Source organism: Vibrio genomosp. F6, assembly GCF_005146325.1.
Lineage (GTDB): Bacteria > Pseudomonadota > Gammaproteobacteria > Enterobacterales > Vibrionaceae > Vibrio > Vibrio cortegadensis.
Map to the genome: position 1 here is coordinate 341415 of NZ_SYUT01000024.1, position 14789 is coordinate 356203.

General features: G+C 42.1%; 15 protein-coding genes. 10 read left to right on the forward strand and 5 right to left on the reverse strand.

Annotation, left to right across the window (positions count from 1 at the left end; translation table 11 throughout):
• The first annotated feature begins 5 nt into the window (after window positions 1-5).
• Together FCV43_RS10395 and FCV43_RS10400 are read left to right on the forward strand one after the other, a co-directional pair.
• Window positions 6-707, forward strand: a complete 702-nt coding sequence (locus FCV43_RS10395; RefSeq protein ID WP_431188289.1) for a cytochrome c oxidase assembly protein — start codon at window positions 6-8, stop codon at window positions 705-707.
• Window positions 704-1585 (forward strand): cytochrome c oxidase subunit 3, encoded by an 882-nt coding sequence (locus tag FCV43_RS10400; protein WP_017052953.1) that lies wholly within the window; start codon window positions 704-706, stop codon window positions 1583-1585. Before FCV43_RS10395 ends, FCV43_RS10400 begins: the two co-directional genes overlap by 4 nt.
• A 1-nt stretch (window position 1586) precedes the next feature.
• Here the strand turns inward: FCV43_RS10400 and FCV43_RS10405 are convergent, their stop codons facing one another.
• Window positions 1587-1820, reverse strand: coding sequence for a DUF2909 domain-containing protein (locus FCV43_RS10405; RefSeq protein WP_113798374.1), 234 nt, complete (start codon window positions 1818-1820; stop codon window positions 1587-1589).
• Between FCV43_RS10405 and FCV43_RS10410 the strand changes: the two genes are divergently transcribed.
• From FCV43_RS10410 to FCV43_RS10430, 5 genes are all read left to right on the forward strand, one after another.
• Window positions 1765-2700 (forward strand): SURF1 family protein, encoded by a 936-nt coding sequence (locus tag FCV43_RS10410; protein ID WP_136995115.1) that lies wholly within the window; start codon window positions 1765-1767, stop codon window positions 2698-2700. The two genes, FCV43_RS10405 and FCV43_RS10410, sit on opposite strands and share 56 nt — an antisense overlap.
• A complete protein-coding gene (locus FCV43_RS10415) occupies window positions 2697-3245 on the forward strand; it encodes a hypothetical protein (RefSeq protein WP_136995116.1) in 549 nt (182 codons plus the stop codon). Before FCV43_RS10410 ends, FCV43_RS10415 begins: the two co-directional genes overlap by 4 nt.
• Window positions 3246-3304: 59 nt before the next feature.
• A complete protein-coding gene (locus FCV43_RS10420) occupies window positions 3305-4324 on the forward strand; it encodes a COX15/CtaA family protein (RefSeq protein WP_113798369.1) in 1020 nt (339 codons plus the stop codon).
• Window positions 4317-5219, forward strand: a complete 903-nt coding sequence (gene cyoE, locus FCV43_RS10425) for a heme o synthase (protein WP_017052949.1) — start codon at window positions 4317-4319, stop codon at window positions 5217-5219. The genes FCV43_RS10420 and cyoE overlap by 8 nt, the downstream gene beginning before the upstream one ends.
• Window positions 5220-5332: 113 nt before the next feature.
• The gene (locus tag FCV43_RS10430; protein ID WP_136995117.1) at window positions 5333-6136 is read left to right on the forward strand and encodes a substrate-binding periplasmic protein; all 804 of its coding nucleotides are present in this window, start codon (window positions 5333-5335) and stop codon (window positions 6134-6136) included.
• 250 nt (window positions 6137-6386) lie between these two features.
• On the opposite strand, the gene FCV43_RS10435 is transcribed toward FCV43_RS10430, so the two are convergent.
• Complete coding sequence (locus tag FCV43_RS10435) at window positions 6387-7403, reverse strand: OmpA family protein (protein WP_136995118.1); 1017 nt, start codon at window positions 7401-7403, stop codon at window positions 6387-6389.
• 451 nt (window positions 7404-7854) lie between these two features.
• On the opposite strand from FCV43_RS10435, the gene aroG reads away from it, so the two are divergent.
• Complete coding sequence (aroG, locus tag FCV43_RS10440) at window positions 7855-8907, forward strand: 3-deoxy-7-phosphoheptulonate synthase AroG (RefSeq protein WP_136995119.1); 1053 nt, start codon at window positions 7855-7857, stop codon at window positions 8905-8907.
• Between the two features lie 62 nt (window positions 8908-8969).
• On the opposite strand, the gene FCV43_RS10445 is transcribed toward aroG, so the two are convergent.
• Both FCV43_RS10445 and msrB read right to left on the reverse strand, forming a co-directional pair.
• Window positions 8970-10073 (reverse strand): mechanosensitive ion channel family protein, encoded by a 1104-nt coding sequence (locus FCV43_RS10445; RefSeq protein ID WP_136995120.1) that lies wholly within the window; start codon window positions 10071-10073, stop codon window positions 8970-8972.
• Between the two features lie 263 nt (window positions 10074-10336).
• Complete coding sequence (gene msrB, locus FCV43_RS10450; RefSeq protein ID WP_136995121.1) at window positions 10337-11479, reverse strand: peptide-methionine (R)-S-oxide reductase MsrB; 1143 nt, start codon at window positions 11477-11479, stop codon at window positions 10337-10339.
• Window positions 11480-11763: 284 nt separating this feature from the next.
• Here msrB and FCV43_RS10455 point away from each other — a divergent pair, with 284 nt between their 5' ends.
• Together FCV43_RS10455 and phnR are read left to right on the forward strand one after the other, a co-directional pair.
• A complete protein-coding gene (locus FCV43_RS10455) occupies window positions 11764-12162 on the forward strand; it encodes an OsmC family protein (protein WP_113798355.1) in 399 nt (132 codons plus the stop codon).
• A 77-nt stretch (window positions 12163-12239) separates the two neighbouring features.
• On the forward strand, window positions 12240-12953 hold the full coding sequence (phnR, locus tag FCV43_RS10460) for a phosphonate utilization transcriptional regulator PhnR (RefSeq protein WP_136995122.1): 714 nt from the start codon (window positions 12240-12242) through the stop codon (window positions 12951-12953).
• A gap of 181 nt (window positions 12954-13134) precedes the next feature.
• Here the strand turns inward: phnR and FCV43_RS10465 are convergent, their stop codons facing one another.
• On the reverse strand, window positions 13135-14616 hold the full coding sequence (locus tag FCV43_RS10465) for a peptide MFS transporter (protein WP_017052940.1): 1482 nt from the start codon (window positions 14614-14616) through the stop codon (window positions 13135-13137).
• Window positions 14617-14789 lie beyond the last annotated feature (173 nt).

The window sequence follows — 14789 nt, forward strand, 5'->3', positions numbered from 1 at the left end:
GTGATGTGATGGAGAAGAAAAGTGACATTTCAAACCTTAAGCAGTCTAACCGAAAGTTGGTTGTGATTCTGTGTGCAAGCGTGATTGGAATGTTTGGCTTTGGTTTCGCACTTGTCCCTTTGTACGACGTGATGTGTGATGTTTTAGGTATCAACGGAAAGACCAATACCGTTTCAGCTATTCAACCTCAAGGGATGCAACCTGACGTTTCTCGAACCATACGAGTCGAATTGATGGCACATATCTCACCAGACATGCCATGGACGTTTGTTCCGCAAAGTCGAGTGATTGATGTTCACCCGGGACAAGTCATTCAAACAGCATATTTGGCATCAAATCAATCACATTTTCCTTTAGTTGGACAGGCTGTACCGTCGGTATCTCCGGGCCTTGGGGCCAGTTATTTTAATAAAATAGAGTGTTTTTGCTTTAATCAACAACCGTTAGAAGCGAATGCGCAAGCTGAGATGCCATTGATATTTTACATTGAACCGGATATTCCCGATTCAATCCACACATTGACCTTGTCATACACCCTTTTCAACATCACCACGAAAGAAAATTCAGATTTAGAAAGTAACAATGTCGATGCAAATAAAGAGAGCACAGATACGCGTGATGCCAGCGAGTTGGCAAAGCTATCATTACCTGCCCAAATTGAGCTGAGTAATATTGGCAGCCGCGCTGCTCAAGGAGTCTCACCATGAGTTCAAAACATCAAACTTATTACGTTCCTGCCCAGAGTCACTGGCCGATTGTTGGTGCGATTGCTCTGTTCTTGGTCGCTGTCGGGGCTGGTCTAACGGTGCAAAGCCTTGATACTGACTCAAGTGGTATTGGTGGAAAAATCGTGCTGTTCATTGGCTTTGGGGTGTTGCTCTATATGCTCGCTGGCTGGTTCAGTAATGTCATTTCCGAATCATTATCAGGTCTCTATTCTGAGCAAATATCTCGCTCATTTCGGCAGGGGATGAGTTGGTTTATTTTTTCTGAAGTCATGTTCTTTGGTGCATTCTTTGGCGCTCTTTTTTACGCTCGGATGCTATCCATACCTTGGCTCGGTGGCGCTGATAATAACGCGATGACACATGAAGTATTGTGGCCTTCATTTGAAGCTATTTGGCCTTTGACTCAAACGCCAAGTGGTGAACAAACGGAGGCGATGTCTTGGCAAGGGATTCCACTTAAAAACACCATATTGCTATTACTCTCTTCGGTTACCTTGCACTTGGCGCATATCAGTTTAGAGAAGAATAAGCGTATGGCTCTGATTGTATGGTTGGAGCTGACAATCGTGCTAGCCGCTTTTTTTCTATATTTTCAAGTGGTTGAATACGTGCATGCTTACCAAGAGATGGGCTTAACGCTTCAGTCTGGAATTTACGGTAATACCTTTTTTATGCTCACGGGTTTTCATGGTCTCCATGTTTTTCTGGGAACGACTTTCTTGATCGTATTGCTGGCGAGGGTCGCCTTTGATCACTTTACCCCTCACGATCATTTCGCCTTTCAAGCCGGAAGTTGGTACTGGCACTTTGTTGATGTGGTTTGGTTAGGTTTGTTTGTTTTTGTTTATGTCTTGTAACCTAATAAGGGCGGGGGTTGGGCTCGATCCACCCGGACAGCAATGCAATTAAAAGGAGCACGACCACCAAGGCGGAAAAGAAAACTCGACGGCCTAAAAAATGGCTAACTGGTTTCTTTTGAGAGCTCGATTCAAGTGGTGTTTTTGAAATATGAAGTAGGGCACGCATAAGATTAAATATGATGAAGAATAACAGTAGCACTAAAGCAATTTTAAACAGCAGTGGGAGCAACATAGCTTCTCCTAATAAACGTCTAGCTGAATCTTATTATTTTTGGTTGGCACTGCTAATAACTGTGGTCGTATTTACTGTATTGGTCAAATTGGGTTTATGGCAGCAATCTCGTGGGGAAGAAAAACAACAGCTTGAAAGAGCAATTGCTGATCGCGCTAACCGAGATTACGTGCCTTTGGAATCTATTCTCGTTTCGGATGATGGCACCGCTTTTTTAGGCACAAGACGCGATTTAGGTACAAGAAATGAGTTAAGTACAGCAAATGAATTAGCTGCAAGAAACGATTTAGACATACATAAGCGTTCAGATGCGAAAAATATAGTTGGTACAAAAGTGGTGGTAACGGTGATCCCCAATAGTGATCAAGTTTTCCTACTTGATAATCAAACGTATCAAAACAGAGTGGGGTACTTGGGGTATCAACTTGCTCAGATCCAATCAAAGGATGCCTCGTTAAATGGAAAGTGGATTGCTATTGAATTAGGTTTTATCGCCGGCACATCATCGCGAGATAAACTTCCTTCGGTTCGGGTGTTGCCAGATACGATAAAAACGCTTGAGGGGAGGCTGTATTCCCCATCAATCAATCCATTAAGTGATCAGCTTTATCTTGAAGATACATTTCCTTATCGCATTCAAAATTGGAGTTTTTCACAATTGAGTGCATATACTGAATTAGACCTAATTAAATTGATTATCCAACCAATTCAACCGTTAGATGCGAAATCGTGGGCTTATCCTCAACCATGGAAACCGCTCCCCATGACATCGCAGAAACATTTTGGTTATGCGGTTCAGTGGTTTGTTATGGCGGCTGTGTTTTTAAGTTTATGTATTTGGTTATGGATAAAAATGCTTAATCCAAGGAGGGGTAAATGAGTACGAAGCTAAGAGGTCGATTAATGCTGATTGGGTTAGTGTTTGTATTTACCTTACCCGCCATAATGGCAAAAACGGTGCTGGGTAATCATTGGTATCAGTCAGGAGTGACAAATCAAGGGGTGTTGATTGAGCCTGCTACCTCTTTGGTTTCTCTGGGAATCGATAATCCGTTTGAGTCCCAAGCTTGGCATTTGGGATATGTCGTGCCTGCACGTTGTGATCTATTTTGCCAACGTCAAATCCATCTTCTGACTCAAAGCCATACCGCTCTTGGAAAGTATAAAGAGCGAGTAGTTCCTGTGTTTTATGTGCGCTCTGATGAGGACTTCGATCGAGTTTCTGCACTATCGGATTTCCAAGTGGTTAAAGTGGGACAAGCACTAGACGCTACAGCGAAAGCCTTTGATTATATGATTGTTGATCCACTTGGTCAGTTGGTGATGCGATACCCGAAAGCGGAGTCTGAAGAGGCGCTTGCTTCTCAAAGTAAAGGACTGCTTGCGGATTTAAGGAAACTATTGAAGCTTTCTCGAGTTGGGTAGTGACAACCTAAAGTTGAGACGTAGCAAGATTCAATGGTGAGTGTTCAAGGAGTAAGAACATGAAGTTGATTGTGTTAGTGAAATTTAGCCTGATACTGACTGCGGTTGTGATCATGTTGGGGGCATATACGCGGTTATCGGATGCCGGATTAGGTTGCCCTGATTGGCCCGGTTGTTATGGACAAATAGGTGCACCATCAAGTGAATCTCAGCTGCTTGATGCTAAAAATTTGTACCCTAATGAAGTTGTTGACTCTCACAAAGCTTGGCTTGAAATGATCCATCGCTATTTCGCTGGCACATTAGGGCTGGTTATTTTTGCCATCGCATTTCTATCTATTCGTAGCAAAGAGATTCCACCTAGTTTGCCAATGATGCTGTGTGGTGTTGTCATATTTCAGGCGCTGCTGGGAATGTGGACGGTGACGATGAAACTCATGCCAATTGTGGTGATGGGGCATCTGTTAGGGGGCTTCGCTCTTTTCAGTCTTCTTACTCTTCTTTATTGTCGACTGCGAAAAAGAGAGCGCTTGATCGATCACTATAATGTGAATCCAGCACTGCGCCCAATCGCAATCGTCGCGCTTATTGTGGTTATTCTTCAAATCATGCTTGGAGGCTGGACCTCATCTAATTACGCCGCTCTTATGTGTACCTCTCTGCCTATTTGTGAAGGAAATTGGCCAGAATTATTGAATTTTGATCGCGCATTCCAGCTCTATCAACCTGGTTTTGAAAGCTACGAATATGGTGTTCTCGACTATTCAGCAAGGATGACGATTCATGTTACTCACCGTATCGGCGCGATGATCACTGCACTCGTTGTGTTTACTTTGGCTTTTAAACTGGCCAGTCAGTCTGATTCTGTTTTGAACTTAGCAGGCCGCCGGCTCGGTTTGGTTTTGGCATTACAACTCGCATTAGGGATAAGTAATGTCGTGCTTCATTTACCTTTACCCATTGCTGTCGCACATAACATCGTGGCTGCATTGTTATTAGTCGGTGTCGTAAGTATCAACTATTTGCTTTGGAAGCCGCATTCGGTGGTGGATTTGTCAGGGAGTATTTCAAATGAATAAATCAGTGATGTTAGCCACAGGTAATATGGCCGAAAAATCGAATTGGAAGCTCTACTTGACCCTAACCAAACCGAAAGTCGTCGCTCTTATGTTGTTAACTGCACTGGTGGGGATGTGCCTTGCTGTTCCGGGGAGTTTGCCGCTTAAAGAGACGATTCTAGGGTTGTTAGGGATCGGGCTAATGGCGGGCTCTGCGGCGGCTTTTAATCACCTGATTGATCGCCGTATTGATGCCATTATGGCGCGGACACATAAGCGACCGTTACCATCAGGGGAGCTCGGAGTCGGGAAGGTGTTCTTTTTTGCATTGGGAATTGGCTGCCTTGGCTTCGCGATCCTATTTGCTGGCGTGAATGTACTGACGGCTTGGCTCACCTTTGCAAGTTTGCTTGGATATGCAGTGGTGTACACCATGTATCTAAAGCGAGCCACACCACAAAATATTGTTATTGCGGGGATCGCCGGAGCAATGCCTCCCTTGCTAGGTTGGACGGCGGTTACGAATGAACTGCACTCTCACGCTTGGTTGTTGGTCATGATTATATTCATTTGGACACCTCCGCACTTTTGGGCGTTGGCGATTCACAGAAAAGAGGATTACGCCAAAGCTGATATACCTATGCTTCCTGTGACTCATGGGGTTGAATACACCAAAACATCAATATTGTTGTATACCATTTTGCTGGCGCTAGTATGTGTTCTTCCTGTACTTGTTGGGATGAGTGGTTTGATTTACTTTGCGAGTTCGTCTCTCTTGAGTGGCGCATTTATCTACCATGCATGGCAGTTGAAATTTAGAGCGAATGATAAGTCTGCCATCGACACATTCAAATTTTCTATTTACCACTTGATGCTGTTGTTTGTCGCCTTGCTTCTAGACCACTATTTGTCGTAATGATGTCTATTGGTGACATGAAGCATCCTGGATAGGAATAAACTTGCGTTTGAGCCTGAGTGTTTGAAATAGGGAGCTATAGTTAAAAGGGTACTAACAATAAGAGTACATAAATGCGTAGATTTCTGGCTGTTTTGTCTGTTGTTTTCCTTTTAACTTTTTCACAGCGTAGCTATGCTCACTTAATTGAAGTGACAATATACGCTGATAATGCTTACCCTCCATATAGCTATGTTGAAGACGGAATGGCAAGGGGGGTGTATGTTGATGTTCTAAATATTGTATTTAAACGAATGGAACATTATCACGTGACCATTAAACCAGTCCCGTTTAAGCGTGGTTTGCGTCTGATTGAAGCTGGACGTGGTTTTGCTATATTCCCTCCATATTATTATGCCAATCGCCGACCTTATATTTCTCCTTACTCTATGCCTATTTTGGACGAAGATGTGGTGGTGTACTGCCATTCTGATGTCATAAAAGATCGCTCACGTCCAAATTGGCCTGATGATTTTTATGGTTTAACTATTGGTATAAATGAAGCATTTTCGATTGGTGGTGCGGCATTTTGGCAAGCAAAAGAGAGAGGCAAACTGCGAGTTGAAACCGCGAGCGATAATCGCGAAAATATACTTAAGTTACGTGCGAAAAGAATAGATTGTTACATTAATGACAGATTGTCTATTCAGTGGGAAATCGCAAAACTCAGAGAGGAGGGAGTAAAAATATCAAAAGATGCTTTTACTCTTGCGGTAGAGGTGAGCTCTGAGCGTGGATATATCGGATATACGAATCAGCAACTTGAATCGTATCCATTTAAAGATGATTTTGTTGCAGAGTTTGATCGTGTACTTATGGATATGCAGAACCGTGGGGAGGTTGACTCAATCCTTGGCAGTTATACCCCGAAGCTTTGATTATCCGAAGCTTTGATTATCCAAAGCGATGATGCTCTAAACTTATAGTTTTCTGGATTTATGGTTCTCTTAAAGCAATGGTTCTTATAAAGCGATCACTTTCTAAACAGCGACGGTTCTATAACTTCGCCGAATTTATTTACTGCCAATAAAAAGAGCATGCCAGTTAGCATGCTCTTTCTTATATTTCTGATTTACTCTTAATGAACCTCGATATAGGCGATTATTCGACGGCCTTTAAGTAGAAATATTACTTAGTTTCCGTATGCTCAAAGCTTGGGATTGTCACTTCAACACGACGGTTTTCACTACGTCCTTCAGCCGTTGCATTTGAAGCAATAGGATTATTTTCTCCTTTACCGCTCGCGGTTACTTGTTGAGGGTCAACACCTTCAGAAATTAAGTAGTCAGCAACAGATTCAGCACGTTTTTCTGACAGTTTCTGGTTGTAAGAGGCTGCACCTGAAGAGTCAGTATATCCGACGATCTCCGCTTTCGCTTGCGGGTAGGTGAGAAGCAAATTCAGAAGAGGTTTAAATGAATCTGCGGCTGCTGGAGTGAGCGTCGAGCTATTGTTAGAAAATAATTCAGCGTTAAAGCTCTCGCTGATCATCTGAGTGGTCGTAACGGGCTGCGGCGCGGGTTCCATCTCTTTCACTGGCTCAGGTTCAACTGCTTTAGGCTCTGCAACTACTGGTTCTTGATATACTGCTGGAGCAGATTGACCAAATCGATAGGTAAGACCGAGACTTAAGAAATTTGCATCCAGATCTTTCACATAATAGTCGGTCATATTTTGGAAGCGTTGATATTCAATGCGAACAGCAAAGTTATCTGTGTAGCTATATTCTGCACCCACACCACCGGTTAAAACGGTGTCATTATCGTCACCAAAATCCATGTAAGCGCCACCGATCTTGGCGAACAGATCAAACTTTTCATTGAGTGGTAATGAGAACTTAGGAGCAAGTGAAAGTGCCGTAAGTTTTTGTTCGGAGAAGTAATTAGCTCCTCCTTTGTTGATGTTGGTTTTGAATTCACCTAAATAGTCATAACCAAGCTCTAGAGCAACATAATCAGAGAAATCGTATCCGAGGTACAAACCAACACCGTAAGTATCGTCATCACAAGGAGAGCTTTGGTCACAGCCATCATCGATCCAAGTGGTACCAACTTTAGCGCCAACGTAGGTTTGCTGAGCGATTGCGTTAGAGGCCATGCCACCAGATAGTAGTGCGGCCGAAACAAGTAAAGCGAGCTTTTTCATAGTCATTCCTTTTTATTTAATATCTTTAGTAGGTCATGAAGCTAATGATGGGCTGATAGCATTAACTCCATTCTATGAGTTCAAGCACCACTGCTGAGACTCATGTTACTTGCCATGTGTATCTTTCCTTAAGTAATTATCATTGATGAAATTGGTCCCAGACAGATTTTTTACAACTGATTAAAGAATAGTCTTACAATTGAGAAACATAAAGTGAGTTTTGAGAGTTTATTCACGTCTAGAAAGTATAGGACAGCATTGTTGTAAATTTTTTATTACACCAGCTGTAAAGTGTAAATGTGCAAATTAATTGCCTTTTATCTTAAATAGTGATTGAAGTTCTACTTTTTAGTCGATAAGTTACAAGGAAGCAGAAATTAGTGTGCTGTATAAATAGTAATCAGCAACGGATAAACACAGCACAGGGATAAGAATAAGGAAGATGTAAGCAATGTATCAAACTGATGATGTAAGAATTAATAAAGTAAAAGAATTATTACCGCCAGTTGCGGTTTTAGAGAAGTTTCCAGCGACTGAAATTGCTTCTTCTACCACATTTCAGAGTCGTAAAGCGATCCACGATATTTTGGAAAATAAGGATGATCGCCTACTTGTTATTGTTGGGCCATGTTCAATTCATGATCCAGAAGCAGCCGTTGAATACGGCAAACGTTTAAAAGTTCTGCGTGATGAGCTTGGTGATCGTCTAGAAATTGTCATGCGAGTTTACTTTGAAAAACCACGTACTACGGTTGGTTGGAAAGGTCTTATTAATGACCCGTACCTGAACGATACTTACAAGTTGAATGACGGTTTGCGTATTGGTCGTAAGTTACTTCTTGATCTTACCGATATGGGAATGCCAACGGCGAGTGAATTTTTAGATATGATCACGCCTCAGTATGTTGCTGATTTAATTAGTTGGGGCGCAATTGGAGCGCGTACAACTGAATCTCAAGTTCACCGTGAGTTATCTTCTGGTCTTTCATGCCCAGTTGGTTTCAAAAATGGCACCGATGGCAATATCAAAATTGCAACGGATGCGATTCGCTCAGCAAGCGCGCCGCACCATTTCTTGTCTGTAACTAAGTATGGACATTCTGCGATTATCGAAACAAGTGGTAACCCTGACTGTCATATCATTTTGCGAGGTGGTAAAGAGCCAAACTACAGCGCTGAACATGTTGGTGCGATTAAAGAAGAGCTAGAAGCATCAGGCTTATCGAAAAAAATTATGATTGATTTCAGCCATGCAAATAGCTCTAAGCAGTTTAAACGCCAAATGGCTGTTTCAGATGATATCAGTGCTCAGCTTGCTGCGGGTGAACAATCTATTTTTGGTGTAATGATTGAATCTCATTTAGTCGAAGGTCGCCAAGATCTTGTTGATGGCAATGTTGCGACATACGGTCAATCTATCACTGATGCTTGTATCGGTTGGGAAGACTCCGAAACCGTTCTGCGCCAATTAGCGGATGCTGTGACTGCAAGGCGTCAAGCGTAAAATAGGAAGACTTTCTGTTATAGACGGTTAGAAAAATGCCCAGAATTAACTGGGCATTTTTTTTATAAGTCGGCTTCTACTCTCGGTAGGCGGCTATCTTGAAAGGTACCTTCCATCTTAAGCGTTTGTGTTGGGAACGCGACATCACCGCCATGCTGGTGGATTATATTCAGAACTTTCAGTAACACATCTTGTTTGACTTGTTGGTAACGTACCCAGTTCACTGTCTTAGTAAATGTATAGATAATAAAGTCTAATGATGATGGGCCAAAGGCATTGAAATTGACAAACAACGTCTGCTTGGTATCAATATCAGGATGGTTCTCTAGCATGGTCTGAATATCAGTAATAATAACTTCAAGTTTGCTGGCATCATCATATCGAATGCCGATAGTCTCTTTAATGCGTCGATTGAGCATCCGAGAAGGGTTTTCCACAACAATATTACTAAAAACAGAGTTTGGCACATAAAGCGGCCTTTTATCAAAGGTGCGGATAATGGTCATTCTCCAACCAATTCTCTCCACGGTGCCTTCAATCGTACGGTCGGGGGAGCGGATCCAATCGCCAACTTTAAACGGGCGATCGAAATAAATCATCATTCCGCCGAAGAAGTTAGACAGTAGATCTTTGGCAGCCAAACCGACAATCAAGCCACCGACGCCACCAAAAGTAAGCAGGCCAGATAAACTTAAGCCAAAGGTTTGCATTACCGTCAGTAGACCAATGGTAATAAAGAATAGACGCGCTACTTTAGCAATGGCTTGAACCGTCGTTTCGTCACGCTTCTTTTGTGACAAAATATACTCTTCTACATTACTGATAAGACGCAGCGTGACCCATACAAAAACAACAATGAGCAAAATAAGCTTAAGATTGCTTAACCAATTGATCTTATTACCGAACTGCTGCGCAAAAATTAACCCTGTAGAAACGGTGGCTGGCCAGCACCAAATCAAAGTGCTGATGGGTGTCTTGAGAGCATGCAGTAAAAGGTCGTCCCAATGAAAGGCGGTTTTCTCTACAAGGGTTGCTAACCGGCTGTACAAAATACGCCAAGTGATCCAGAGGAAAAAACTGGCGGCAGTGATGAGTAAAACACTGTTACTCCAATCTTGATGATAAGCGGAGAGCTGAGTCTGTATCTGTGCTAAAAGTTCATTCATTACGACGACTTAAGTCAATATAGTTAATTTTAATTAGCTGAATTATAGGTGCTTATGTCGTAAATGAACATCCATCATGCAGTAGGTTAGTGGGCTAAATGAGAGGTAAACCTTATCGGTGTGCCTATTTCAACATGAATGTCATCATAGTCAGGACAAAAGTTGAAAGAAAAAAGCCACGACCAATAAGAGGAGGTGGCTTGTACTTGCTAGCAGAATGGATGGATCCTGTAGACTGCCTTGCTATTAATTAGTGTTATCTATTAGCTATCAAACAAACTGACATATTCGGCATACCCTTCTTCAATTAGCTGCTCTTTTGGGATAAATCGCATTGCTGCAGAGTTCATACAGTAACGTAAGCCCGTTGGCGCTGGGCCATCTTTAAACACATGCCCTAAATGAGAGTCAGCAAAACGGCTGCGCACTTCTGTTCGGGTAGAAAACAGTTTATGGTCAGGTTTAGTGACAATGTAAGCTTCGTTAATCGGTTTAGTAAAACTCGGCCATCCTGTACCTGATTTGTATTTGTCTGTTGATGAGAATAGAGGTTCGCCTGTGACAATATCTACATAAATACCTTGAGCTTTGTTGTTCCAATACTCATTGCTGAATGAACGTTCAGTTGCATCATTCTGTGTCACATCGTATTGAAGGTTCGTCAGTTTTTCTTTGATCTCTGCATCTGATGGCTTTGTATATGCCTTTACGCTTGAGGCGATATTTTTACTATCAATCAGCTGTCTGAGCGTTTTTGGGTTCTCTTTTCTATCATCACCGAATACACCATCTAGATACTGATCTCGGCCAGATGCGTAACGGTAGTAGTTATAACGGACTTTACTCTTCTTATAGTAATCTTGGTGGTACTCTTCTGCAGGCCAAAATTTTTCGAATTTAATCAGCTCAGTGGCGAGTGGTTTGTCGTATATCTTAGCTTCATCGATTTCGGCAATAAATCTTTTGGCGGTATTGAACTGCTGTTGGTTAGTATAGAAAATAGCTGGACGATAATGTGCCCCACGATCTACGAATGATCCCTTAGCATCCGTTGGGTCAATATGGCGGAAAAAATAATCCAATACTTGCTCATAATCGACTGATTTAGGGTCATATGTCACTTCGATGACTTCAATGTGACCTGACTTTCCTGACGATACTTGCTTATACGTTGGGTTTTCTAGAGAGCCTCCAGAGTAACCAGAAACAACATCAACCACGCCATCAAGTTTTTCTAAATCTGACTCAGTACACCAGAAACAACCACCCGCTAAAGTGATGACTTCAAATTGGCCATTTTTTGCGATTTTGTCCATGGTATCAGCAGAACCGGATTGGCTAATAAATAGTGAAAACAGCGGCAGTGCAACCGCTATAGAAACCAATATCTTAGATAACTTTTTCATAAACACCTCTTTATGTGGGATCAACATAGTTAATGAACGTGTTGTCGTGTGGATATGTTGTTTAATGTTGATATAAAGACAGGATTGCCCCAAAAAAAATTTCAAAAATAGAGATAATAATTTCCGAAGCACCTTAAGGAAAGTGACTTCGGGGCGGGGAGCTGAAGGTATTGAAAGCTATAATACGTGTGTTACAGAGGTCTCTTCGAGCAATTTTTATTGCGCAAAAATAGCCACAGTAGTACCTTGTGAGCATCGAAATTGATTAAATCATAGGTAGTAAAATGCAAGCTGAAGTTAAGTGGGTTGAAGACTTTAAATTCCTTGGTCAATCGCAATCTGGCCATGCCGTGGCAATGGATGGTAATGGTGGAGAAACAGCACCAAGTCCAATGGAAATGGTACTGATGGCGGCTGGTGGCTGTAGCTCGGTTGATGTGGTAGATGGCTTAAAAGAAGCAAAGCAAAAAGTGTCGGCTTGTAATGCAAAACTGACTACAGAACGTCGTGATACTGCTCCACGTATTTTTACAGCGGTTAACATTCACTTTGAAGTGTCAGGTGAAGATCTTGACGGTGATATTGTCGCGAAAGTTGCTGCAAACTCGCTTGAGAAATACTGCTCTGTCTGCCTGATGTTAGGTGAGGGCGTTAAGATGACCCACTCTTGGGAAATCGTATAAATATTGCATGAGAGTAACTTGGTAATGATTGCTAAGTTACTTGCCATGGCTTAATGAGTTAAGCGAAAGGAATTGTCGTGCAATATGTGAAAATTAAAGAGGCAATAGCAGAACAGATCGACTCTGGAATGCTGGCGGCTCGTCAAAAGTTGCCATCAGAGCGTAAGCTTGCGGAATCTTTTAATACCACTCGTGTCACCCTACGTGAAGCCCTTTCTTTACTGGAATCAGAAGGCAAAATTTTTCGAGAAGATCGCCGTGGCTGGTTTATCTCGCCTGCGCCGCTTCGTTACGACCCAGTTCAAACATCAAACTTCACCAACATAGCTCAAGCTCAAGGGCGAAAACCGAAAACCGAACTGTTAGCCGCCAAAAGTATACTTGCAACGAAAAGAGCGACAGCATTACTCAACCTTGCGCCGTTCTCTGATATTTATCGAGTTGATAGAGTTAGATACTTAGAAGATAGACCTGTAGTGTATGTGACGCACTTTATTCGCCCTGAGTTATTTCCTAATCTTTTAGACTTTGATCTGTCGTCATCATTAACTGATATTTACCGAGAGCATTTTGGTGTGGTATACCAAAAAACGAAACTTCGCGTGAGTACATCGTCTTTGTTGGGGGAGTCCGCTCAAACGTTACGTGCGACTTCAGGAACACCCGCGATGGTGGTTGAAAAGGTTAATTATAACCAGAACGGTGACTTGATCGATTGCAGTATTGAGCATTGGCGACACGATGCAATCAGCATTGAATCTATCGTAGAGCTTGAAGCTAGTGAAGGGTAAAACCTCCTGACTTGTATCAAACGGTTTCATTGAGGCTTCCATAATGGGAGCTTTTTTATTTGCTGTCGGTGCTAGAGATAATAAAAAGCCCTTATTGAGTAACTCAGTAAGGGCTTTGTTTTATCGATGTTTAAAAACTATTGTATTGAACCTTGTTCTAAGCGAAAACTTAGAGTGAGGTTTAAGCTTCAGTTTTTGCTTCAACTAGTTCAGCTTCATCTTCCGCTTTTGCCGCTTCAAGCATCTTACGAACAACAACAGATGCACCAAGTGCAATCACAACCATAACTACCGCTAGGATAGTAAGAAGTTGGAAGTAGTCACCGTAAACTGTTTTAACGATTTCTTGAGTGATCTCTTGGCCTTTCTCTAGCGCGATAGAAGTAGAGAATACTGCACCAACAATACCACTTAGAGCGATAGCAACAGAGAATAGACTTACAGAGAAGTTCTCAATGTGCTTAGGCGCTACTGAAAGGATGAATGCCACTACTAGGCTACCTACGATTACTTCAGCAAATGCTTGGAAGAAGTGGATAGCGAGGAAGATTTCCGGACGGATGATAACGTCTTCGCCAATGTTCATCACTGCTAGAGTAAGGATACCAAATGCGATTGCTGTACAAACGAATGAGAAACCAACTTTAGTTGCAGTAGAGAAGTTAATGCCACGTTTTTCAAGAGAAGAGAACGTCATCGCAATAACAGGACCAGCAACGATACACCATAGTGGGTTCATCGCCATAGATGCTTCAGGAGCAATTGGGATAAGACCGAATAGATCGCCACGCATTGTGTTGATCGTAACCATAGTCATTGAAGTCATCATTTGACCGTAGTAAACGAAGAAACAAGTCGTCAGCAGTGTCATGATAAGGATCGTACCCATTTTTAGAGCGTCAGATTTCTTAGACTTAATCATCAAAGAGATGAAGTATAAGATTGCTGCAGCACCAATTGCGTAAACGATGTTTTGGCCGATATCCATGTTTGAGAACATGAAGAATACTAAGCCAACCATACCTAGAGAAAGTGCGAAGAACGCAGCCCAGTTTTTAGCACTTACTGGCTTCTGGTCAATTTCTGCACCAACAGATAGAAGTGGTTTGTGGAAAATGATCAGTGTAACGAAAGCCAGTGCAGCAAGAGCAGCAGATAGACCGAAACTACCATTGAAGCCGATTGCTAGTACGAACATTGGGAATAGGTATTGACCTAATAGTGCGCCAACGTTGTTCACTGAGTAGTTTACAGGGTAGCCGTTCTCAAAATCTTCTTCAGTAGCAAAAGTACGTTTATATAAACTTGGGTAAGAAGGAGACATTAGACCACGAGCGTAACTTGCTAACGCGATACCAACCAGTGCCATCGGAACGTTAGTTGCAGATGCGCCAAGTACAAGAAGTGCGTAACCCGTTGCAAAAGTGCCGTATGCAATAGTGAGTGAACGGTATGCACCTAAAAATTTGTCTGCAATGAAACCACCAGCAATAGCAAACAGTGGACCAATTGAAGAGAAAGCACCAACAACCATCATAGTGTCAGCTTCGCTATAACCCAGATCTTCTAAGAAGAAACGAGTCAGAATTACCATTACGCCGTAAAATGACAAGCCAAACATCATTTGGCAGAACATCATCGATTTATTCAGTTTATTCCACATTATATTAATCTCATAGTTGTGGGTGAGGTGTAGTTTAAAAACGCGATTATACTATCATTTTTAGATAGACATAAATTGAAACATTTATCGCAAAAATAAATCTTAAAGCAATACATTTTCTAATGCATCGGGATGGTAATTCTAATGGGTATAAAATGTAGCCAATGCAAATG

Bases quoted from the DNA above. Each gene is read 5' to 3' on its own strand.
- FCV43_RS10410 (WP_136995115.1), top strand. From the start codon at position 1,765: ATGATGAAGAATAACAGTAGCACTAAAGCAATTTTAAACAGCAGTGGG.
- FCV43_RS10405 (WP_113798374.1), bottom strand. From the start codon at position 1,820: ATGTTGCTCCCACTGCTGTTTAAAATTGCTTTAGTGCTACTGTTATTC.
- FCV43_RS10435 (WP_136995118.1), bottom strand. From the start codon at position 7,403: ATGAAAAAGCTCGCTTTACTTGTTTCGGCCGCACTACTATCTGGTGGC.
- FCV43_RS10415 (WP_136995116.1), top strand. From the start codon at position 2,697: ATGAGTACGAAGCTAAGAGGTCGATTAATGCTGATTGGGTTAGTGTTT.
- aroG (WP_136995119.1), top strand. From the start codon at position 7,855: ATGTATCAAACTGATGATGTAAGAATTAATAAAGTAAAAGAATTATTA.
- msrB (WP_136995121.1), bottom strand. From the start codon at position 11,479: ATGAAAAAGTTATCTAAGATATTGGTTTCTATAGCGGTTGCACTGCCG.
- FCV43_RS10465 (WP_017052940.1), bottom strand. From the start codon at position 14,616: ATGTGGAATAAACTGAATAAATCGATGATGTTCTGCCAAATGATGTTT.
- FCV43_RS10400 (WP_017052953.1), top strand. From the start codon at position 704: ATGAGTTCAAAACATCAAACTTATTACGTTCCTGCCCAGAGTCACTGG.
- FCV43_RS10455 (WP_113798355.1), top strand. From the start codon at position 11,764: ATGCAAGCTGAAGTTAAGTGGGTTGAAGACTTTAAATTCCTTGGTCAA.
- FCV43_RS10420 (WP_113798369.1), top strand. From the start codon at position 3,305: ATGAAGTTGATTGTGTTAGTGAAATTTAGCCTGATACTGACTGCGGTT.
- FCV43_RS10445 (WP_136995120.1), bottom strand. From the start codon at position 10,073: ATGAATGAACTTTTAGCACAGATACAGACTCAGCTCTCCGCTTATCAT.
- FCV43_RS10430 (WP_136995117.1), top strand. From the start codon at position 5,333: ATGCGTAGATTTCTGGCTGTTTTGTCTGTTGTTTTCCTTTTAACTTTT.
- cyoE (WP_017052949.1), top strand. From the start codon at position 4,317: ATGAATAAATCAGTGATGTTAGCCACAGGTAATATGGCCGAAAAATCG.